The organism is Litoribacterium kuwaitense, assembly GCF_011058155.1.
Classification (GTDB): domain Bacteria; phylum Bacillota; class Bacilli; order Bacillales; family DSM-28697; genus Litoribacterium; species Litoribacterium kuwaitense.
Window position 1 is genome coordinate 1 of record NZ_JAALFC010000022.1, and the last position, 22,582, is coordinate 22,582.

General features: G+C 43.6%; 20 protein-coding genes and 1 CRISPR repeat array. Of the genes, 17 read left to right on the forward strand and 3 right to left on the reverse strand.

Annotated features, from left to right (window positions below):
• Positions 1-70 precede the first annotated feature (70 nt).
• From G4V62_RS11645 to G4V62_RS11665, 5 genes are all read left to right on the forward strand, one after another.
• Complete coding sequence (locus G4V62_RS11645) at positions 71-973, forward strand: GNAT family N-acetyltransferase (protein ID WP_165202395.1); 903 nt, start codon at positions 71-73, stop codon at positions 971-973.
• Positions 974-1,503: 530 nt separating this feature from the next.
• On the forward strand, positions 1,504-1,821 hold the full coding sequence (locus tag G4V62_RS11650) for a hypothetical protein (RefSeq protein ID WP_165202397.1): 318 nt from the start codon (positions 1,504-1,506) through the stop codon (positions 1,819-1,821).
• Between the two features lie 15 nt (positions 1,822-1,836).
• A complete protein-coding gene (locus G4V62_RS11655) occupies positions 1,837-2,034 on the forward strand; it encodes a hypothetical protein (RefSeq protein WP_165202399.1) in 198 nt (65 codons plus the stop codon).
• Between the two features lie 217 nt (positions 2,035-2,251).
• On the forward strand, positions 2,252-3,112 hold the full coding sequence (locus G4V62_RS11660; RefSeq protein ID WP_165202401.1) for an endonuclease/exonuclease/phosphatase family protein: 861 nt from the start codon (positions 2,252-2,254) through the stop codon (positions 3,110-3,112).
• A 183-nt stretch (positions 3,113-3,295) separates the two neighbouring features.
• Positions 3,296-3,874: a hypothetical protein gene (locus G4V62_RS11665; protein ID WP_165202403.1), complete on the forward strand. Its 579-nt coding sequence runs from the start codon at positions 3,296-3,298 to the stop codon at positions 3,872-3,874.
• A gap of 370 nt (positions 3,875-4,244) precedes the next feature.
• Positions 4,245-6,294: a CRISPR direct-repeat array (repeat unit 29 nt; unit sequence GTTTTATCTGAACGTAGTGGGTTATAAAG).
• 167 nt (positions 6,295-6,461) lie between these two features.
• Here the strand turns inward: G4V62_RS11665 and G4V62_RS11670 are convergent.
• Complete coding sequence (locus G4V62_RS11670) at positions 6,462-8,186, reverse strand: ABC transporter ATP-binding protein (protein ID WP_165202405.1); 1,725 nt, start codon at positions 8,184-8,186, stop codon at positions 6,462-6,464.
• A 124-nt stretch (positions 8,187-8,310) separates the two neighbouring features.
• On the opposite strand from G4V62_RS11670, the gene G4V62_RS11675 reads away from it, so the two are divergent.
• The 12 genes from G4V62_RS11675 (at position 8,311) to G4V62_RS11730 (ending at position 20,785) form a co-directional block, all read left to right on the forward strand.
• Positions 8,311-8,763, forward strand: a complete 453-nt coding sequence (locus G4V62_RS11675; RefSeq protein WP_165202407.1) for a MarR family winged helix-turn-helix transcriptional regulator — start codon at positions 8,311-8,313, stop codon at positions 8,761-8,763.
• On the forward strand, positions 8,760-10,484 hold the full coding sequence (locus G4V62_RS11680; protein ID WP_165202409.1) for an ABC transporter ATP-binding protein: 1,725 nt from the start codon (positions 8,760-8,762) through the stop codon (positions 10,482-10,484). Before G4V62_RS11675 ends, G4V62_RS11680 begins: the two co-directional genes overlap by 4 nt.
• Positions 10,481-12,322 (forward strand): ABC transporter ATP-binding protein, encoded by a 1,842-nt coding sequence (locus G4V62_RS11685; RefSeq protein WP_165202411.1) that lies wholly within the window; start codon positions 10,481-10,483, stop codon positions 12,320-12,322. The genes G4V62_RS11680 and G4V62_RS11685 overlap by 4 nt, the downstream gene beginning before the upstream one ends.
• Positions 12,323-12,591: 269 nt before the next feature.
• Entirely contained in the window at positions 12,592-14,379 is a 1,788-nt protein-coding gene (locus tag G4V62_RS11690; protein ID WP_165202413.1) for a methyl-accepting chemotaxis protein, read from the forward strand.
• A gap of 415 nt (positions 14,380-14,794) precedes the next feature.
• Positions 14,795-15,055, forward strand: coding sequence for a metal-sensitive transcriptional regulator (locus tag G4V62_RS11695; protein WP_165202415.1), 261 nt, complete (start codon positions 14,795-14,797; stop codon positions 15,053-15,055).
• A gap of 296 nt (positions 15,056-15,351) precedes the next feature.
• Positions 15,352-16,479 carry an MBL fold metallo-hydrolase gene (locus G4V62_RS11700; protein WP_165202417.1) on the forward strand — a complete coding sequence of 376 codons (1,128 nt, stop codon included), beginning with the start codon at positions 15,352-15,354 and terminating at the stop codon, positions 16,477-16,479.
• A gap of 37 nt (positions 16,480-16,516) precedes the next feature.
• On the forward strand, positions 16,517-16,753 hold the full coding sequence (locus G4V62_RS11705) for a sulfurtransferase TusA family protein (RefSeq protein WP_165202419.1): 237 nt from the start codon (positions 16,517-16,519) through the stop codon (positions 16,751-16,753).
• Positions 16,754-16,964: 211 nt separating this feature from the next.
• On the forward strand, positions 16,965-17,639 hold the full coding sequence (locus tag G4V62_RS11710; RefSeq protein WP_165202421.1) for a hypothetical protein: 675 nt from the start codon (positions 16,965-16,967) through the stop codon (positions 17,637-17,639).
• The gene (locus tag G4V62_RS11715; protein WP_165202423.1) at positions 17,618-18,361 is read left to right on the forward strand and encodes a cytochrome c biogenesis CcdA family protein; all 744 of its coding nucleotides are present in this window, start codon (positions 17,618-17,620) and stop codon (positions 18,359-18,361) included. Before G4V62_RS11710 ends, G4V62_RS11715 begins: the two co-directional genes overlap by 22 nt.
• A gap of 16 nt (positions 18,362-18,377) precedes the next feature.
• Positions 18,378-18,974 (forward strand): peroxiredoxin family protein, encoded by a 597-nt coding sequence (locus tag G4V62_RS11720; protein ID WP_165202425.1) that lies wholly within the window; start codon positions 18,378-18,380, stop codon positions 18,972-18,974.
• Positions 18,975-19,029: 55 nt separating this feature from the next.
• Positions 19,030-19,707, forward strand: coding sequence for a response regulator transcription factor (locus G4V62_RS11725; protein ID WP_165202427.1), 678 nt, complete (start codon positions 19,030-19,032; stop codon positions 19,705-19,707).
• Positions 19,697-20,785, forward strand: a complete 1,089-nt coding sequence (locus tag G4V62_RS11730; RefSeq protein WP_165202429.1) for a sensor histidine kinase — start codon at positions 19,697-19,699, stop codon at positions 20,783-20,785. Before G4V62_RS11725 ends, G4V62_RS11730 begins: the two co-directional genes overlap by 11 nt.
• Before the next feature lie 235 nt (positions 20,786-21,020).
• Here G4V62_RS11730 and G4V62_RS11735 read toward each other — a convergent pair whose 3' ends face one another.
• Together G4V62_RS11735 and G4V62_RS11740 are read right to left on the reverse strand one after the other, a co-directional pair.
• Positions 21,021-21,707 (reverse strand): lysophospholipid acyltransferase family protein, encoded by a 687-nt coding sequence (locus tag G4V62_RS11735; RefSeq protein ID WP_165202431.1) that lies wholly within the window; start codon positions 21,705-21,707, stop codon positions 21,021-21,023.
• Between the two features lie 2 nt (positions 21,708-21,709).
• A complete protein-coding gene (locus tag G4V62_RS11740) occupies positions 21,710-22,429 on the reverse strand; it encodes a glycosyltransferase family 2 protein (RefSeq protein ID WP_165202433.1) in 720 nt (239 codons plus the stop codon).
• Positions 22,430-22,582: the final 153 nt, after the last annotated feature.

Below are 22,582 nucleotides of genomic sequence, written 5' to 3' on the forward strand. Positions count from 1 at the left end.
TTTTTTTCAAACACTACAGGAAAGGGTCTGTGGTGTTTTTTTATTTTCTGATAAAGGAGCGGAACGGTAGATGACGAAGGCACAGATTGGTGTCAAGCTTGCTACGGGTGAAGATGCAGAAGCATTGCTAGCATTGGAGGTTAGAAATCGGGAGTTCTTCCAAGGGTTTGCTGGGAAAAGACAAGCGTCTTCTTATACGCTTGCTGGGCAACAAAACAGAGTAGAAAAGGCAGTCGATGAAGCTGAAAAAGACGAAGGCTACTTGTTTCTCATTCGCTTGCAAGAGACGAAGGAAGTTATCGGTGAAGTTGCATTAACGGAGGTGCAGCGGGGGCCATTGCAAAGTTGTTGGATCGGTTATTTCCTCGACCAAGCGCACAATGGCAAAGGCTATATGACCGAAGCAGTTCGACAGGTTGTGGAAGTCGCCTTTCAAACCTTGCAATTTCACCGGATTGAAGCTGGGGTGATGCCTCACAACCTCGCCTCAATGAAAGTTCTCTTGAAAGCAGGTTTTCATAAGGAAGGGATTGCGCGGCAAAATGTTTGTATTAATGGAGAGTGGAAAGACCATCAGACGCTCGCCATCATTAATGAGCCGAAGGAATTACGAGACGAGGCGAAGAAGCCGATGGTCGAATCTAACTTTAAATTGATTCCAGCGGATACACTGGTATTTTTACTGTCTGGGCAAGCCGGAACAGATGCAAACGGTGAGGTGCCGGAGGGTGTAGAAGCACAGCTAGTCAATGCTTTAATGAACAGTAAAGAAATACTGACGAGCGAGAATGCCTCAATGAACCACATCCTAAAGGTGAATATTTGGGCAACAGAGCGATTGGACAAAGCAGTTTTTCAAAGACATTGGCAAAGTTTTTATGAGGACAGCCCACCAGCCATGACATTAGGCTACGTATCTGAACTAGCGGATTCAGCAACAAAAGTTGAGATTGAAGTATGGGCTGCTCGGTAAGCAGAGTAACGAATACGGAAACTGAGGGCGGGAAACGATTTTCGCCCTCGCTTCTACGAAGCTGTTATGCTAGCTGAGCGTAACCTCAGGTGAACATAAAGTTATTTAATGCTGCTCTGTTTTTTAAATTATGCTCAGAATCTCTCACTGATCTTAGCCAGACTAGGTGGAAGGTGAGCGCAGGCACGGAAAAAATTATTTTATGAGAGGATAGGCAAGACTTGGAAGGGTGAACGCGAGCATTAATTGACCAAGGTGAAACAAGCCGTTTTCAGCGAACTTTCTTCCTTGGCAAATGATTGCAGGGTGTAAAAACTATTTGACAACAGAAGTGTGCTTGTTTATGATTGGAGTGTAAAATACTTTTGACAGAAGCGTTCTTTGCATCGTGAAGAACTTTGCGGGCAATGAGCTTTTCGCTGTGATGTAGGTAATCCATATACGTTTTTCCTCTTCAAGAGAAAGAATATTGAGAATAAATAAAAGGTCGCTAGTAGAAATAACTGATAGGCCATAAAGGAGGGTCTAAGATGGGCATCATACTATCATATCTCATTATTCCTATAATTTGGATGGTGATCGTTGGTTGGTTCACGGGTAATAAAGGTCTCCTTTTTAAATCTTATCAGCCAGATGATGATGAACGAAAGCAATTGATTAAACAAAAAGCGATTGTTCAAAGCTGGTCTACCTTGCTTTTGGTCCTTCTGTTAAATACCGTTTTAAAATTATTAAATATAGGGACTACTATGGAAGGGCAGATCTATCCGGAACTTTTCTATGTCGTTATTTTACTTGGAAGTTATGTCGTATTTTACCTAGTCAACTTTAGAAAAATGAGTGGTTAATTAAGGAGGCACAATGTGAAAAAAATAACAAAAACACAGATTGTCACCATTATTTTTATTTTGGGTTATATCATCTGGGAAATTTATGTTAGAGAATGGGCGAGCACGGTATCTGGACCAATCATTCGCGTAGATTTAGTCATCATTTATCCGATTCTTTTACTGATGGTTTTCTTATCTATTGTTCAGCTTGTGAAGAGACTCAATCGTTAGTTTAAAAGAACAACACGTTCAATTGTGTGCAGGTCCAATTGGGCGTGTTTTTTTCGTATAAGCCCATCTTTGGTCATGAAGTTGCTGAGATATAATAGTTTTTTGAACCAATTAACGAAAACTTAGAGGAATCGATAAAGATATGACGAAATACAGGAAACGTAACGTTAGGTGTTCTTATAGAAGGGGAAATCAAAAACACCTAGGAGGTTCAAGAGTGAAGAAATCAAACTGGAGCCGCATCATGTCTGTTGTTTCCCTGTCTCTCGTATTATTGTTATGTTTTGCTGGTGTCAATCAAGTGTCTGCTAAGGGGGGCCCCCCACACGTGCCTAAAGGAAAAATATTAAATGTAAAGGTTATGTCCTATAATGTTCACCATGCTGTCGGTGAGGATGGTGTTTTAGACATGGATCGGATTGCAGATGTCATCCGACAATCGGGTGCGGAGATCATCGGTTTACAAGAAGTGGACAGACATTGGTCCGAACGAAGCGATTTTGTCGACCAAGCAAAGGCGCTGGCAGATGCTCTAGGCATGCATTATGTGTTTGGTGCAAATCTTGATTTTGATCCTTTAGCGGAAGGAGACGAAAGACGGCAGTACGGAACGGCGATCTTGAGCACATATCCAATCCTTGATTCCGAAAATGTATTGCTCAACAGTAACGGTGAGCAGCGTGGGCTGTTACGGACTAAAATCAATATTCGCGGCGAGCACATCCAATTTTACAACACGCATCTCGGTTTAAGTACCGAAGAGCGTGAGCGTCAAACGGCTGAGATTATGCAAACCAGTCAAACTTTTTCCGGACCTTCGATCATTGTTGGTGATTTTAACGCCGAGCCAGATGATGTTGAATTGGACAATATCACAGCAGAGTATGAAGACGCATTTGCGGACAACAATGAAGCGTATACGTATTCTGCCGCAAATCCAACCACTCGGATTGACTATATTTTTCATTCGGATGAACTGAACTTGCAAGGTGCTGAAGTGATTGATACGTTAGCTTCGGATCACTTGCCCATTGTTGCGGAGTTCGAATGGAAACGAAAGCACCCGCATGCTAAGTAAAGTAAGTAGGACAATAACATAGATATGAGGAAATACAGGCTCCTTCTTTCTTTGAAGGGGCCTTCATGTGTTGACGATGGAGGTCATTGGTTATAGTTTTAGATCAATTGTAGTCGAATGATTTGAACTTTAACGTAGCAGTGGTGTTGTTGGTGGCGTTAATCATAAAATGAGGAGCTTGTCATGTCATATAAAGAATGGATCAGCGCGATTGCTATTTTGATTACAATTGTCGGCTTTTTTCCTTATATTCGTTCAATTATACGAGGTGTGGGAAAACCGCATGTGTTTTCATGGGTCATCTGGGGAATCGCGACATTGGTCGTCTTTGCTGCCCAGCTAGAGGATGAAGGTGGGGCAGGCGCTTGGCCAATCGGAGTGTCGGGGGCGATCACTTTGTATGTCGCTATGCTGGCATATCTTAAAAGGGCTGAAATTACCGTTGTGCGCATGGATTGGATGTTTCTATGTCTTGCACTTGCGTCCATTCCCCTCTGGTATGTGACATCGGACCCTTTGATTGCAGTGATCATCGTTTCAACGATGGAAGTTCTAGGCTTTGGCCCGACGCTTCGGAAATCGTATAGTGATCCATTCGGCGAAAATTTGACATTCTTCATTCTGTTCTTCGTCCGAAATGTCCTCGCGATCGTAGCGTTAGAAAACTTTTCGCTGACGACACTCTTGTTTCCCGTTGTCGCCTCCGGTGCTTGTCTCGTATTGTTGAGCGTCATTATCACGCGGCGGCGTATGGTTTCTTGATTCTCTAGAGGTGGGTCGAAGGAAAATTGAGAGGTGGGAAAATAATCCATCTAGGGTATCGTTGCTATGATGTTGTCGGAAATGAGAAGTGGCTGAGGAAAATAGTCAAACATGCAGCGCCATATTTTTCCCAAAGTTATGATAAGATGGAAGCAACAGATGATCCGAACATAACGATTTGTTTCTTTCTGCAGTGAACCGATTTTTGACCTAGAGCGCTGAAAGCCATGGCGCTCTAAGGACACAAGCTAGATTAGAAAAATTATAAATACACGACTGAAGGTTCACTGCAAAATGAAAAAGATTGTTTCAACGCCCATCTCCGCTGAGCCTTACAGCGAGAAGGGATTTCGTCGGGGGGAAATGAAGGGTTTTATCTGAACGTAGTGGGTTATAAAGAGTGACACGGATTCATAATGATCAAGGGGCGCTTAAACGGTTTTATCTGAACGTAGTGGGTTATAAAGTGATACTGGTAACCCGGGTAGCTCTGCTAGAGCCAATGTTTTATCTGAACGTAGTGGGTTATAAAGTTGTACAAGTAAATGGCGATGAGGCGACTGTGAAAAGTTTTATCTGAACGTAGTGGGTTATAAAGAGTTATACAGTCATGAGGATTTGATATTCAACAACAAGGTTTTATCTGAACGTAGTGGGTTATAAAGCCGTCATAGGCGACTTATCGTTTTCGTTATTTACAAGTGTTTTATCTGAACGTAGTGGGTTATAAAGCCGGCTTCGTTACGATAGGCGAAATGATATTACACGCGAGTTTTATCTGAACGTAGTGGGTTATAAAGTAGTAGGACTGAGGTTCTGTGCGATCTCGGAACACAGTTTTATCTGAACGTAGTGGGTTATAAAGCGGTCTACTATATCCTCAAGAAGTCCTTCTAGTTCGTTTTATCTGAACGTAGTGGGTTATAAAGCCTATTTTTAAGGCAGTGTTTAGTCACTGCCTTTGTGTTTTATCTGAACGTAGTGGGTTATAAAGGATAACGAGCCTCCTGCATCGTACTGGGGTCATTATCGTTTTATCTGAACGTAGTGGGTTATAAAGTTGGATACATAGACGCTCAGATCATCGATGGAAATGGTTTTATCTGAACGTAGTGGGTTATAAAGGGTAATTTCTTCGAGGATTGTTCTTCCCTACAGGTTTTATCTGAACGTAGTGGGTTATAAAGAAAGCTCAGGATTTTCGTAAATGTTTCCAACGATCTCGGTTTTATCTGAACGTAGTGGGTTATAAAGCTTGGACATCATGCTCAATCCCGACGAAGATAATCTGTTTTATCTGAACGTAGTGGGTTATAAAGACAAGCGCTAGTGTCCGTCCTGCTGCTACGAGTCATGTTTTATCTGAACGTAGTGGGTTATAAAGAGTTGTTCGACATTCGTGTTTGCGCTAGATGCGGCTGTTTTATCTGAACGTAGTGGGTTATAAAGGAGGTACAAAGCAAACACCTCGATATGACGCTAAAAGTTTTATCTGAACGTAGTGGGTTATAAAGTTAGTGTCAGTAGTTGTCACTAATGAATTAATATCTGTTTTATCTGAACGTAGTGGGTTATAAAGACTGATTTTCCAATATTACCAATCACTTCTGATTCAGTTTTATCTGAACGTAGTGGGTTATAAAGAATCGATATGCCTCGACGTTTATCCCTAGCGAGTGGTTTTATCTGAACGTAGTGGGTTATAAAGTAGATTCAGGATCAGCTAGCTCTTACGAGTTAAGGGTTTTATCTGAACGTAGTGGGTTATAAAGTTTTCTGTAAGGTACGAGAAAGTGTACCTTTTTTGGTTTTATCTGAACGTAGTGGGTTATAAAGGTAGGCAGGTCGAAAAATGGGTTTTTCGACAGGACAGTTTTATCTGAACGTAGTGGGTTATAAAGCATAGTTGCCTGCGCCGGTGTCTTGGCGTTCGATGCGTTTTATCTGAACGTAGTGGGTTATAAAGTCGAAATACTGGGCAAACCAAGAAAAATCTTGTTTTTGTTTTATCTGAACGTAGTGGGTTATAAAGTCATGGTCAAAAACTTTGACCGTAGCAAAGACGGCGGTTTTATCTGAACGTAGTGGGTTATAAAGTGTCACAAGCGGATTTTCGAAAATCGAAAATCAAGGTTTTATCTGAACGTAGTGGGTTATAAAGTCAGACGGGACAACTACGCCGTCAGCGCCTGCCTCGGTTTTATCTGAACGTAGTGGGTTATAAAGCAATTTTCACATACTCTTCCCCGTCTTTGTTTACCCGTTTTATCTGAACGTAGTGGGTTATAAAGCAGATTCGATCAAACGCTCCTTCGCCTTCTGACGCGTTTTATCAGAACGTAGTGGGTTAAAAAGTATGTCGATATTTACGAACTTGTTGTATTCCTTGATGTTTTATCTGAACGTAGTGGATTATAAAGACATAAATGGACACAACGGGGGAACATCAAAAAAAACAACGACGTCTTTCGTATAAGAAAGGCGTCGTTTGCATTTTCTAAACATGTCACATCATATGTAGATGGGGTCAGGCTTTATGGTCTCCCGTCCATGACCTTCATGAATTCCCTCAATGGCTTTATTCCCGTTAATAAATAGAAGCCTGCTGATGTGAATGCAGCTTCGTGAAGAGTCCGTCTTTGATGGAGAGCAGTTCTTCATGAGTGCCATCTTCGGCAATACCGCTTTCGTTAACAACGAGAATGCGATCGGCGTTGCGGATTGTTGCTAAACGGTGAGCGATGACGAGTGTCGTGCGATCTTTCGCTAGCTCGGTGAGTGCGTCTTGAATCAGTGCCTCGGTTTCTGTGTCGAGTGCGGAAGTGGCTTCATCTAAGATCAGAATGCGCGGGTTTTTCAGAAACATTCGGGCAATAGAAAGGCGTTGTTTTTGCCCGCCTGACAGCTTCAGCCCTCTTTCACCGATTTGTGTATCGTAGCCTTCGGGTAATGAAGCGATCAGGTCGGTGAGGTGAGCGCGTTTGGCCGCGTATTCAATTTCTTCCTGCGTCGCGTCTAAATGGCCGTAGGCGATGTTTTCTCTTAATGTTCCCGTAAATAGGAAGACATCCTGTTGAACGATCCCGATATTGGCGCGTAACGATTCTTTCGTCATATCCCGGATGTCGATGCCATCAATCGTGATGGCGCCATGATTGACATCATAGAAACGCGGGATCAACGAGCAGATGGTCGTTTTTCCTGCACCGGAGGGTCCGACGAGCGCAACGGTTTGCCCAGATTGGATTGAAAAGCTTAAATTGTTAATGATGCTTCGGTCGTCTTCGTAGCCGAACGTCACTTCGTCAAAGGCGATATTCCCTTGTAAATCGTTGACATGAATGGCGTCCGGATGATTTTCAATATCAGGGTGTTGGTCCATCAGCTCTGTAAAGCGTTTGAAGCCGGCCATTCCCTTTGGATAGAGTTCAAGCAGGGCACTGATTTTATCGATTGGCTTAAACAGGATGTTGATATAAAGGATAAAAGCGACCAATTCCCCGTACGTGAGCTGTCCTGAAAAGCTTAACCAGGCGCCATACACTAAAATAAATAATGTCATCAACCGCGTCGTCATGTAAATACCTGATAAATTATAGCTCATCACCTTGTAGGCTTGGAGCTTGGAAGCACGGAAGATTAAATTGTTTTTGTTAAAGCGTTTCTTTTCGTACTCTTCATTCGTAAAGGACTGAACGACACGTACGCCTGAGATGCTGTCCTCGACACGCGCATTAACGTCGGCAATATTGCCATACATTTTCGTCCATGCCTTGTTCATTTTGATATTTGAATAAGAAATGAGCCAGACGAGAAACGGGACGACAATAATGGCAATGAGGGCAAGCTTTACATTGATTGTCATCATGATCCAAAATGCGCCGATGAAGGTCATGACAGCGATGAACAAATCTTCGGGACCGTGGTGGGCGAGCTCTCCGATATCCATCAAGTCATTGGTGACACGGCTCATAATATGTCCGGTTTTCGTGTTGTCAAAGAAACGAAATGATTGGCGTTGGACGTGGTAAAATAGATCCCTCCTGAGATCTGTTTCAATATTGATGCCAAGCTTATGGCCCCAGTAATTCACGACAAATTGCATGATGGAACTCATCAAATATAGTGTGAGCAGTCCAGCACTGACAGCGAGAATGGTCTGCCAATCGCCGTTAGGCAGAAGGCTGTCAATAAACCAGGAAACCGCTAAGGGAAAGCCGAGCTCTAATAGCCCAACGAAAACAGCACAAATAAAATCAATATAAAATAGCTTTCGATGGGGGCGATAATAGCTGAAGAAACGTTTGATCATGTAAGCACCTCCTTTGGAAATGATTGAGAACCATTTTCATTATATAGAAATGTGCTCGGTTTTGCATTATAATTAACGCTAAATTAATTAAGTTACTAACTTATATAATAAAGGGGTTTTTAAAATGGACCCAGTTGCTGAAAAATTATCTGTATCAATTCGGCGTTTTCAGCGCAAGACATATGATTTGAAAGGCGCGCTTGGGGAGCATAATATCAATGAAGCGCGAGTGCTCCACATCCTGGCGAAGCGTGGACAGGACGATCTTCGGGTGTCAGAGCTTAGTGACATCATGCGGGTGACGTCACCCTTTATTACCCAGCTGCTTCAGCGTTTGGAGGAGCAGGGGTTTATTGTGAAGCATCGATCACCTAAGGATCGCCGTGTCGTCATGATTTCGCTCACCGATGCTGGTGAGAAGAAAGCGGAAAGCATTCAAATTGTAATGAGTCAGTTTTTTGAGGGACTCGTCGATCATCTTGGTCAGGAAGAAAGCCTACAACTGGCATCCTTGCTCGATCAAGCTTTTGAGTATGTGGAAGGTCATATTAAACGGCAAGGAGGAAATCATACGTGAGGTCGTTGTATCCCTATTTGAAACCTTATCGTCTCCAAGTTTTTCTCGTCATGCTTTTAACATTGGCAGGCATTATGCTTGAGCTCTATTTACCGACGCTGATGGCAGATGTCGTTGATGTCGGTATTGTCAATCAAGATGTTGACTATATTTTGCGAACAGGTGGCTTAATGCTCCTTTGTTCTGTTTTGGCGGTCGTGATGACCATTACTGTGACCTTCATTTCCTCACGTGTCGCGCAAAAGTTTGGTCGTGACGTGCGTCGCGGTCTTTTCGTGCACGTTGAGCAATTTTCGATGCAGGAGTTTGAACGTGTCGGTCCAGCCACGCTTATTACAAGGTCAACGAATGATGTGAAGCAAGTACAGGACGTGTTAAACATGCTGTTGCGGATGATGACACGCGCACCATTTATGCTCATTGGCGGGATTATTTTAGCGGTGTCCAGGGACGCGCAGCTGTCACTTATCTTTTTAACGGCATTGCCTATTTTAGCAGGTCTTATTTTTCTTATTTCTAAAAAGGCCATTCCGTTATTTAAATCGATGCAAAAAAAGACAGACCGCCTTAATTTACTGTTGCGTGAGACGCTGATCGGGACACGTGTTGTTCGGGCATTTAACCGCGTTCCTTTTGAGAAGAAACGTTTTAATGAAGCGAACGAAGCGTTTCGTGATACTGGGATTCGTGTCGGACAAATTTTAGCGTTTATGTTTCCGACGATGATGATTGTTATGAACTTTACAAGTGTCGCCATCATTTGGTTTGGCGCGCTGCGCGTTGATGCTGGAACGATGCAGATTGGTAATCTCATGGCATTTATGCAATATGGAATGATGATTTTATTTTCGTTAGTCATGATGTCGATGGCTTTTGTTATGATTCCGAGAGCGCAAGTGTCTGCGCGCAGGATTTATGAGGTGCTCGATCAAGTTCCGTCGATTACTGATATCCAAAACAGTGACGTTCCTTCAAAGCAAGGTGTTTTAGAATTTAAACAAGTCACTTTCCGCTATCCAGGGGCGGAGCGTCCGGCGGTTAAAGATGTATCATTTTCCGTTCGACCTGGTGAAACGACGGCGATTATTGGCAGTACTGGTTCAGGTAAAACGACGCTGCTTCAGCTCATTCCTCGTTTTTATGATGTAGAACATGGCGAGGTGGTCGTCGATGGCGTGAATGTAAAAAATTGGCCGCAAAAAGAGCTGCGCCAGAGACTTGGGTATGTACCGCAGAAGGCGTCTCTTTTTACTGGAACGGTCGCAGAAAACATCCGTTTCGGCGATGAAGCCATTCGTGATGAAACAATAAAGGAGGCGCTGGAGATTGCGCAAGCGTCGTCGTTTATAGAGGAGCGAGAAGACGGTATACATTCCATGATTTCACAAGCAGGTGCGAACTTGTCGGGTGGACAAAAGCAGCGCCTGTCTATTGCGCGCGCGTTGGCAAGAAAGCCTGCCTTTTATCTGTTTGACGATAGCTTCTCTGCGCTCGACTATCAGACGGATGCGAAGCTGCGCCAGGAGTTAAAGGAAAGAACAGAGAATGCTGCGATTTTGATCGTGGCCCAGCGTGTAAGTACGGTCGTACAGGCTGATCAGATTATTGTATTGGATGAAGGAAAGGTCGTTGGTATTGGCACGCATTCGGAGCTGCTCCGCGATAGTTCTGTTTATCAGGAAATCGTCAATTCACAAAAGGCTGAGGAGGTGGGCGCATGAAGGAGAATGAGCGAAGAGGAGGCTCTAGGCCAATGGGAGGACATCCAGGCGGGGCTGCGATGAGGCCTGTGGAGAAGCCGACAGAGTTCAAAAAAACGTTGAAGCGAATGGCTGGGTATTTAAAGCCGTTTCGTTTCCTTCTCACCCTTGTTGCCATCGCGTCGTTGCTCGGAACGCTGTTTAACGTCATCAGTCCGAAGCTTCTCGGTTTGGCGACGACCTCATTGTTTGACAGTTTTACGCGAGGGATCGGCGTGGACTTTTCCTTTATTGGTCAGCTCCTCCTCTTATTGCTTGGCTTATATACGGTGTCGTCACTGTTTTTATGGGTGCAGCAATATGTGATGGCTAGCATTTCGCAACGAACCGTAGCGAGTCTCCGTAAAGCGGTTAATGAAAAGCTTTCGCGATTGCCGCTAAAGTATTTTGACCAAAACGCCCATGGTGATGTACTGAGCCGGGCGGTCAATGATGTCGACAATATTAATACGTCGATGCAGCAGGCGTTGACGCAAGTGATTACGTCTTTGTTTACGCTGTTGGGCATCATTACGATGATGTTATTTATAAGCCCTGTTTTAACGCTTGTCGTCCTCGTGACCATTCCGCTTTCGACACTGGTGATCAGGAAAGTCACAGGACGATCGCAAAAATATTTTACGCGACAGCAGTCTGAACTTGGTGCGGTTAATGGTCATATTGAGGAAATGTTTAGCGGTCATCAGGTCGTTAAAGCATACGGGCATGAGGAAAAAGCGATTGAAAAGTTTGACACGATGAACGACAAGCTGTATGAAGCAGGGTGGAAGTCGCAGTTTATCTCAGGTGTGATGATGCCTTTGATGACGTTTATTGGCAATATAGGCTACGTCCTCGTCAGCATTGCTGGCGGCGTTCTTGTCATTTTTGGGCGCATCGCTATTGGAGATGTTCAAGCGTTTATTCAATATACACAGCAAATTTCACAACCGATGGCGCAAGCGGCGGGTATTGCCAATATGATTCAGTCTGGACTGGCCTCGGCTGAACGTGTGTTTACGCTTCTTGACGAAGAGGAGGAAGTGGCGGAACAGCCGGCAGATATCGATTTAGACGCGCTTGAAGGTCGGATCACTTTAGACAATGTTGTCTTTAGTTATGAAAAAGGGACGCCGATCATTCAAGGCGTTGATTTAGAGGTTGAGCCGGGACAGATGATTGCAATCGTCGGTCCAACGGGAGCTGGAAAAACGACGCTCATCAATTTGTTAATGCGTTTTTACGAATTGGATAGCGGGAGGCTCCTTTTAGACGGTGTCGATGTAAAAACATTGAGCCGAGAGCAATTAAGGAGTCGGTTTGCGATGGTCCTCCAAGATACGTGGTTATTTCATGGAACCATTCGTGAAAACATTGCTTATGGTCGTGAAGGTGCCACCGATGAGGAAATCGTGAAAGCAGCGAAAAATGCGTACGCCGATGATTTTATCCGCACCCTTCCGGATGGCTACGATACGGTGCTCGGTGAAGATGCGTCCAATATTTCGCAAGGACAGCGACAACTGCTCACGATTGCACGGGCGATGCTTTCCAATCCGCTTATTCTCATTCTCGATGAAGCGACGAGCAACGTCGATACGCGAACAGAGATGAACATCCAAAAAGCGATGAACGAAATTATGAAAAATCGTACAAGCTTTGTCATTGCACACAGACTGTCGACAATCCAAGATGCGGATCGCATTCTCGTGATGAATCAGGGAAATATTATTGAACAAGGCTCGCATGAAGCGTTGCTGCAGGAAAATGGCTTTTACGCCGATTTATACAATAGTCAGTTTGCGGAGCGAGCTGTTTAATGTACCTTTGACAGAAGCGTGCAGATAAAGTCAAAAATCACTTTGTCTGCGCGCTTTTTTAACAGCAACCGCTTGTTTTCATAAATGTTTAAAATGATTTGTTCATTTGACCTCAAGACAATGTAAAAATCACTTAGCGCATCGTATATGCCAGAAGGATTTTTGAAACATCCCCTTCAGAACCTGACTGTTCGTGACGATATGAATGATACCAACTAGACTTGATTTATTAATCGATAACAGAAATATCACGAGTGGAGATGGGTAAGATGCAGACATTATTAAAGAGACTAAATATCGGATCAAAGTATGGGCTCGTTTGGGCAGTAGTGACAGTCCTTTTTATCGCTTCAGCTGTTGCTGTCACTTTTTTACTTAGGACGGTAGAAAACGATATTGAAGCGATGGAACGCCGAGCACAACGTTCCGTAGACATTATTCATCTGCAAGTGAAAATTGCCGAAAAAGAAGCATTGGCTTATCAATATTTGGCAGAATCAAGTCCTGAATTAATTAAGGACTATAAAAATAAGCAAGGCGAGTTCACTGAAGTGATGAAAGCTCTCAAGCCTAAAATGGATACAGAAAAAGAGCTGACGCTATATGAAAATATTCGGGCGAATAACCAAGAAGCGGATGACTTATTTCTCGAAGCGATCGGTACGGTCAATGAAGAAACGGTACTGACCTTACTTTTAGAATCGACGAAAATGCAAAATTTGACAGAGCAATTGTTAAATGAGTTAGTAGACGAAGTGAAAGATACAAGGCTTGAAGCGAATGATCATGCCAAAGAGAGTGCAAGCATGACTTTCTGGGTGCTCGTTGGCAGCGTGCTTGCTTCAATTGTGCTGAGCGGTATTCTTTTTGTCATCATCAATCGGATTGTCAGGCGTCCAATGAATTACGTTGTTGCGACACTTGAACAGATGTCTACGGGTGATTTAACAGTCCCTCTCGTTGAATACGAAGCAAAGGATGAAATTGCTAAAATTGCAGCCGCCTTAAATCAGATGGTTCAGCAATTTCGTGACTTAGCCTCTCGCATCCACACGACTTCAGACGAAGTAAGCAGTCAAGGGTCAATGCTGCAGCTGGCGTCAAGCGAAGTAAACATAGGGGCACAGCAAATTGCGGCATCGATGGAGCAAATGGCCGCGAGTGCGGAGGAACAGGCTAGTGGAGCGCAAATGATTGCCAGTCTACTGGAGGAGTTGGACAATCAAATCAAAACAGCGAATGAGGCAGGCGATTCTTTAGACGAAGCCTCTCGTCAAGTATATGAACGCTCGACTGAAGGAAAAGTGAAAATGCAACAGTCGATGGACGACATGACATCAATTCATGAACTTGTTTCTGCAGCGGTTGAAAAGGTGAAGTATTTGCAACAGCATACAGAAGACATTGGCGATTTGGTTGAGGTCATTAAAGGAATTTCCGAACAGACAAACTTGCTTGCGCTAAATGCCGCCATTGAAGCATCAAGAGCGGGCGATGCAGGGCGTGGTTTTGCTGTCGTCGCTGAGGAAGTGCGAAAGCTGTCCGAAGAGGTGTCCAAATCTGTCGGAAACATCACTGAGCGCATCAATGGAATTCAATCTGAAACAAAAAATGTTGTGGACTCTTTGCAAGACGGGTTTGAAAAGGTAGAAGCGGGCACGAAGCAAATGCATGTGAGCCAAGAGAGTTTTGGTGAAATTAGCGAAGCGATGGAGCAAATGTTGCATCGCATCCAACACATTTCTGAAAGTTTAGCATCAATGACTGACCAGAGCGATAAGGTACGTCAGTCTGGTGAAGATATCGCTGCAGCGTCGGAAGAATCTGCCGCAGGGGCAGAAGAAAGTGCTGCTACCGCTGAACAGCAAAGTGCATCTATTCAAGAAATGGCAAGCAGCATCGAGACATTGAATGGGTCCGCACAGCGAATGAATGAATCGATGGAAGCTTTTAAAGTAGATCATCAAAAAACGACTCACAAGACCTATGAAGAAATGGATGTAAGTGAATTAACGGAAGAACAGGAAAGCGCAACGAAAGACGAAGCACAAGTTTAAGCAGACGTGTAAACACTTTTAATAAAATACATGACTTCAGTGTTGGACTGAAGTCATGTATGAGTGTAGACAACGTCTTTTTTTTGTGTTCTTCTACATCTTTGCGCAACCTTTTCATCATTTTCGGTCTGACTTGAAAGTCTAGGCGCTAAGGAGAGCGAAGACTCGAATAAAATATTTTGGTTATGAGAGGACGAGTGAGAGTGTTTGTTATGAAAGCGTTTGTTAACAGGCTGTAATTATGTTTTTCAAAAAATGAGGCATCCTAAAAGGAAAAGCAAAGTTTGAGTAGAAACGAATAAAGGGAAATGAACGAAGTGGTAAATAAAAAGTAATTTCGCTCTTGACAAAATACCCGATGGGGTATAAAGTGTTTATAGCAAGTTTTTGAGATGACAAAGGAGGTGTGAGCGGTATGGAGTATGATGCAAAGGTGATCAATCGAGTGAAGCGAATCGAAGGGCAGGTACGCGGACTCATCAGCATGATGGAAGAAGGAAAAGACTGCCGAGAAGTTGTTCCTCAGATGACTGCTGTTCGAAATGCGATTGACCGAACCGCTGCCGTAGTTGTCAGCAAAAACTTGGAGCAATGTATCCGTGAGGAAAAAGATAATGGTCAAAACGCCGAACAATTAATTCAAGAAGCAGTCAATATGCTCGTAAAGAGCCGCTAAGTTTTAAATGAGCAATAAAAAGGGACTTACTGAAAAAGGCTAGCCCTTTTTTTACAACAAAATTTATACCCCAACCCGTATTAGTATAAACCTTTAAGTGAACAAGTTGTTGTTGGAAAAAGATAACGACCATTGCTTGATGCAGATGATGTTTAAGTGCTGATTTCTTAGGTCATTCACGCTCTATGAGTGACTATGCTTTCAACCTTAGGGAGTCAGCGCTCTGAAAGGCAACATGAATGTGTTTATTTAATAAGAGGAAAATAATGAACAACAATTGAAAGGGGAATGTACACATGGCAAAAACGATCGAGCCACAACAACTCATGGAGCGTATGCTATCTAAGCAAAAAACGACTGTTCTCGATGTGAGAGCAACAGATGTCTTTGAAGAGTGGAAGCTTGAAGGGGAAGCTTTTGATGTCATTAATGAACCGTATGTCAATTTACTGGACGATGTGTCTGCGCTTGAAGGACGGTTGAACAAAGATGATGAAGTGGTTGTCATTTGTAATAGAGGAAACTCGTCCACGCTCGTTGTTGAGCAACTCGAAGCAAATGGCTATACAAATGTGGTAGAAGCCACAGGCGGGATGTCTGCTTGGGGAGAATATTTATACCGCGTAAAAATCAGTGACTTAAAAGACGGCGGAGCCCTTTATCAATTTGTCCGTTCAGGTAAAGGATGCCTTTCCTACATGGTTGTTGCTGACGGCAAAGCGGTTGTTGTTGATGCTGCAAGAATGACTGAAGTGTATGAAGCATTTGCTGAAGAACAAGGTGTTGAGATTACGCACGTCATTGATACGCACCTTCATGCTGACCATATCTCTGGTGGACGTTCACTGGCTGCTAAAACAGGTGCGACGTATTTATTACCAGAAGGCGATGCAGGTGAGGTCACTTACAGCTTTACCCCGCTTGAAGAAGGAAAAGATATTCAATTGGGTTCATCCGCTGTGACTGTTCGACCAATGCACTCACCAGGACACACACCGGGAAGTACATCATTGATGGTAGACGATCGTTTCATCTTAACTGGTGATATTTTGTTTTTAGCTTCCATTGGTCGTCCTGACTTAGCTGGTAAAGCGGAAGCTTGGGCGGACAATTTGTATACAACATTGCAAGAGAAGTTAATGTCTCTTCCAGAACACCTTTACGTGCTTCCGGGGCATTTTGCTGAAACGACAGAACTCAATGATCAAGGCGCTGTTGTTGCCGAACTTGGTGACATTAAGAAAAATAACAACGGGCTGAACGTTAAAGAAGAACAAGCATTTCACCGCATGGTTACGGAAAATCTTCCTCCACAGCCGAATGCCTATCAAGATATTCGTATGGTGAATATGGGGAAACAAACTCCGGATGCAGACCAGCAAAAAGAGATGGAATCAGGACCGAACCGTTGTGCAGTTAACTAAAAAATATCGCTATAAACAAATCTGAGGAGGAATAATGATGAATTCAACGAAAGTATTAGATGCAAAAGGCTTGGCATGTCCAATGCCGATCGTTCGAGCGAAAAAAGCGATGGCTGAGCTGGAGCCAGGTCAAGTATTGGAAATCCACACGACAGATGTAGGCTCAAAAAGCGACTTAGTCGCATGGGCAAAGTCTGGCGGACACACGCTCTTGCAAAATGATGAAGAAGGCGGAGCTTTCCGTTTCTGGATTGAAAAAGGAAACCAAGGGTAAATTACACGTAATCGTATCAATAAGGAAGATAAGACTTTTAAAAAGAGTAAGCGCAATGACTTCTAAGATGAATGAGCTAGACAAATAAAGATTAAGTTGTCTACACTATGGAGCGACAGGAAATCATCTGTCGCTTTCTTTATTTTCATCAAATCTTCATAAACGATTGATATGCTTATGATGTTATGTATAGCGAGGATGGAGGTAGAGGATGCCGTCAGCATGGGTTTTTGGTCCATTTGTGATTCAAGATCGTCTTGTTTATATCGTAGCTAGTTTTGTTTTAGCGCTTTTATTTTATCGTTTGGTAGCGAATCCTTTCCCTAAAGATAAGGTGAAGCAACATATTGACCAATGGTTTTCACTGCTCTTTACGTTTATTGTGATTCTTTGGGTAGCTAAAATCATTGTCCATTTTGATGTCTTCCTGGCGGATTTCAGGTCAATTCTTGCCTATCCAGCGGATGTCACATCATTGTACATTGCGATCGTGGCTGTCTTTTTGTATACAGCGATTAAGCATCCTCTAAAGTCAAAAGAGAGGATGATGCAATGGTATTCGTGGTTGTACATGCTGTTGGCAACCTTGTTTATTTATCATTTTTATCAACTCATTTGGGAAGATGCGAATGCGTCGATCAGTACGGTAGGCGTGACGGTGGCGCTGCTCGTTTTCGTCACCTTGATTGAGAATCGCGCAATAGCGACAGTTGTGATGGGGGTAGGCTGGGCGGCTAGTTCATTTATCATTTCTTTTTTTCTCAGTGTGCCCTTCTTCCATTTTCCCGTAGATAAATGGTTTTATGCGCTCGTGCTCATCTGCTTATTTGCAATTTTATTATTACAACGACGGAGGGAAACTTCATGGAATCGACGCTCGACTTAACAGCTTGGATTGCGCTAGGGGCAGGAATCCTTTCATTCCTTTCCCCTTGTACACTCCCTCTATTCCCGGCATACTTATCTTATATTACGGGGATGAGTGTAAAAGAAATACAAACTTCAACAGAAATTAATGTTCGAAAACGATTGTTGACACATGCAGTATTCTTTTTACTTGGTGTATCAACGATCTTTTTAAGTCTAGGTGTAGGGGTCTCATTGGTTGGTCAATGGATGCAGCAATTGATTTCTGGTGAGATCGGTCTCTTTTTACAACGAATTGCCGGATTGTTTATTATTATCATGGGGTTGTTTGTCGCTGGTTGGATTAAATTTGGCGCACTGATGAAGGAAAGACGTTTTCAAATGACGAGAAAGCCATTAGGGATCATTGGTACATACTTCGCTGGGATAGGTTTTGCGGCGGGGTGGACGCCCTGTATTGGACCGATTTTCGCCTCGATTCTTGTCATGGCTGGCAGTCAGCCTACCCAAGGCGCGTTTTACACAGTGATGTATGTCATCGGGTTTGCCATTCCTTTCTTAGTCTTAACGTATTTTATTGGCTCAGCGAAATGGCTTGTTCGGCATAGCGGTAAAATCGCGAAGGCTGGCGGTGTGTTAATGATTGCTATGGGTGTGTTGCTATTTACTGGTCAGATGACGAAGATTTCTAACTTTGTACTCCGTTTAGTACAAGACAGCTGGTTTGCTAATCTAGGGTGAAAGGGGATAGAGAGACGTGAAAAAGATTGTTTTAGCGGCAGTATTTACCGCGCTATTCGGCTGGGCAGTGTTTGATCTTGTTTCTAGCCAAAATGAAACGAAAGAAGAATTTGTCGTACAGAGCAATGAAAAAGCGATAGTTAGCGGACAAGACGCTAACATGAATACGGATTATACCAATACAGGCGAAGTCGGGCTGAATGAAGGGAATATCGCTCCCGACTTTACGTTGACAAATTTGGAAGGGGAGACGATGACGCTTTCTGATTTCCGTGGACAAAAGGTCATGATCAACTTCTGGGCGACGTGGTGCCCGCCATGTCGAGCAGAGATGCCAGATATGCAAACCTTTTATGAAGAAAAGGATATCGAGATACTTGCAGTCAACTTGACGCAAACTGAGTCAGGTACGGATGTTGTCGACGAATTTATTACTGATTTTGAATTAACGTTCCCAATCTTAATGGATGAAGAGCTTGAGGTGTCTTTAGATTATCAAATTAGGCCGATTCCTACGTCCTTTATGGTGGATGAGGAAGGCGTTATTCGCTACAAAGCGCTTGGTGCTTTGAATTATGATTTGATGCTTCAAGCGTATGAAGGAATGAACTAAACGCTCTCTATTTTGTCCATTTTCACGTACAATAGGGGCAGGAGGTGGTCTTTAAGTGAAACAAACACTGTTGGTGGTTGAAGATGACCCCATGATCAGAAATCTCATTCGACTCTATCTTGAAAAAGCAGATTACGATGTGAAGACAGCTGGGGATGGGGAGGAAGCAAAAACCATTTTCTTACGAGATCATCCTTGCCTAGTGATTTTGGATTTAATGCTCCCGAAGATCAGTGGTGAGGAATTGTGTCAATGGTTCCGTGATCAGGAGAATAATGAAGTTTCGATAATCATGCTATCGGCAAAAGCGAGTACAAATGATAAGATTCAAGGGCTGAAAATGGGAGCAGACGGATATATGACAAAACCGTTTGAGCCGGAGGAGCTTGTAGCTCAGGTCGAAGCCGTGTTGCGCAGGACAGGCCAATTTTGTCAAAAAATCGCTTACGGTGGGCTTTGTATTAAGCCGCGTAAAGGAGAAGTGTTGTTATACAATCAACCGATTCATTTAACGAAGCATGAGTTTACGCTGTTGTTCTATTTGATGGAGCATCCGAATCAGGTGTTTTCAAGAGCCGATTTACTTGAACAACTGTATCCATATGGGGATCGTGACGTGATGGATCGGACGATTGATGCCCATGTGAAAAAGCTTCGTGAGAAAATCGAAGAAAGCTCTTCACAAAGGCGCCTGCAAACGGTTCGAGGGATGGGGTATATGTTTGTTCCGTAAAGACCAGCTTTTCTTACGACAACCAAAGAAGGTGTTTTGGCGTCTATTTATCTTTAACGTAGCTGTTACAACGCTGTTTATCGCCTTTAGCAGCGGTACGATTTATTACACGGCCTGTTTTTTAGTTGATAGAATCAGTGGTACAGAAAGTGCGCAACAGCTGCAATTTGATGCCGACTTGTTTTCCTATTTATTGCCGATTAGCATCGGTGCTATTTCTGGTGGAACGGTACTGCACTACGTCTTTACGCGACGCATCCTTAGCCCGTTGCGGGATTTAATTGCGTCTACAAAGAAAATGAAGCAAGGAGAGTATCCGCCTCCATTAATTGTGAAATCCGAAGATGAAATGGGCGAATTGATCGTTCAATTTAATGAAATGGTGCAGCAGCTCAAAGATACGAAGGAGCGGCACGAAAAAAAGGTATCTGATCTCTCGCACGAGTTTCGGACACCGCTTGCCAACCTTTCCGGCTATTTAAAGGCGCTAAAGAGTGGTGTTATTACAGGAGATCAACAACTGTATGAGTCACTGTATGATGAATCGCAGCGCCTCATTCGCATGGTCGAGCAGCTTGAGCAGCTGAAGGAATGGTACGAGGCGCCGATGAGCACGCTTTCCAGAACAGTAGATAACGAAATGCGTTCGCTTATCCATCAATCAGTGGCGATGTTTCGTCTCAGTTCAGCAGAAAACAACTGCACAATTGATGTGTCAGCAGATGAAGGATACGTCATGGAGCGTAATGGCGGTTTAAGTCAAGTGCTATATAATTTGTTAGACAATGCGATCCAACATTACGAAGGTGTGGGTGCGATTGTCGTACAAGGAGAAAAGATAGACGGGGCATACCGCGTTTCCGTGTCAGGACCAGGAAAGCCGATCCCGCCGGAAGCATCTAGCGCCGTTTTTGAGCGGTTTTATCGAGTGGATGCTTCTCGAGAAGGAAAAACAGGTGGGGCAGGTCTTGGCTTAGCCATTTCAAAGGAAATCGTTGAAAGACACGAAGGAGAGATCGGTATGTCGTCGAACAACGGTTATCATACGTTTTGGTTCACTGTTCCTGTGAATCATTAAACAGTGAGATGATTAGAAAAACACTACCGTCACAAGGTGCTCGCAGATTAAAGGAGTCATCGTGAGAATAAATAGTTCATGCGCGTGAGCGTATTAAACAGGCTATGCCTATGTCTATGTCTAAGTTCAGAATAGACATAGGCTCTTTTTACCTCTACGATCAAAGTCTTTTAATCAGAAACATATGTTTTGACGATGTAAGCCGCACGATAGCTTTGCTTTTACTCATTTCTCTTTACGAGTTGGCTAGCTGATTGAGCTGATGCTGGATAGATGTTAGCAGCCGTTGTCGTTCCACGGTCATTGCCTTTCCATTTGGCAAAACGATCGGCTCTCCTTCGACAATTGTGCGTTGTGCTCGGTCGATGTGAATGGGAACGAATTGCACATGCTCCCCTGTCTCTTTGACATAATAATCATCTACATGTAAAAAGCCTTCATACATTTGTCCAACTTCTGTAGACTGGCTAGTGTATTCAATATCAGGGAAAATGGCGATTGCTCTATTCTGTTTAAGTGCAGCTGCACTTTGTTTAAACGTTTGAATAATTTTACGCGAGCCCCGGTAGACAGGAATGGCACGCATAGAGTGCATGAAAGCACTGATCGCGTAAGACAATGGATAGGCCAGTATGGTCGCAAGCCATTTTGGCAGGCGAACACGCTTCGTCCACGTGTATTCTACATATTGTTTAAAGCACGATTTTCGCTGGCAAAACACATGGTAGACCCAGACGTGTATGGGGGCGGGGTGCCAAAGCATAAGCATGACCGGTCCCCAAAGGTTTTGATGGTGCCCTACATAAACGACCGGCTGATGGTGCGATCGTGTATAGACTTTGTACTTCGGCATCATCAAACGGATAAGAGCCCGAATCAATTTGAAGAATCGTCCATAGAAGGGTTGAGGTAGTGTAGTCATCGTTAACTTTCCTTTTTACGCGGTTGTGCTTGAAACAAACCACGGACTAAGTTTGCTGAAATGCGTACTGAGTCTTTGATTGGGTTAAAGTGTGAGCTTTCATTTTTCTTAAAGTACAATGTTTGAATAGGAACTTGATAAATCGGTAAGCCCCGCTTACTTGCATCGATCAGCATCGTCATTTCAAATTCAAAGCGTTCTCCGTGAAGCGTCAACAAATGAGGCAGATCTGTAGCATGAATCCCCCGCAATCCTGTCTGAGTATCCAGAAGGTTCTGTCTAAATAGAGCATGAAAGAGCATACACGTCATTTTATTCCCAAAATAGCTGCGAACAGGCACTTGAGGGGAATGAAAGTCACGACAGCCGAGAATGAGTCCATGTGTCGTTTTTTCGAGCGCGGCAGCAACACGAAGGACATCTTGCACGGCATGTTGACCATCGGCATCTGCTGTTACAACACCGCAATGAGAAAAGCCTTTTTCAATGAAGTGCATAAACGCTGTTTTAAGTGCTCTCCCTTTACCTTGATTCAGAGAGTGCGTCAATACGGTGCAGTATTCAGCAACATTGAGCTTGTTAAACAACGGATGGGTGCTTTTGTCACTTCCATCATTTACGATAATGATCTTTTCACATCCATGCATGTGCAACTCTTCTACATAAGCGAGCAAAGAAGGTTCAGGATTTAGCGCGGGAATGACAACCGCTGCGTCTGTCATGTCAAAATGCTCCTTTCACAAATGATCCTATAGGAGGCACGTCTGCTTTACAGAAGAGATCGTTCACGAGAGAGAAAATTCCAAATGTTATTTTCCCATGATATGTAAGCGGCAAACCTCTAATGATGTTCCCTTTACGAGAGGAAGGTCAGC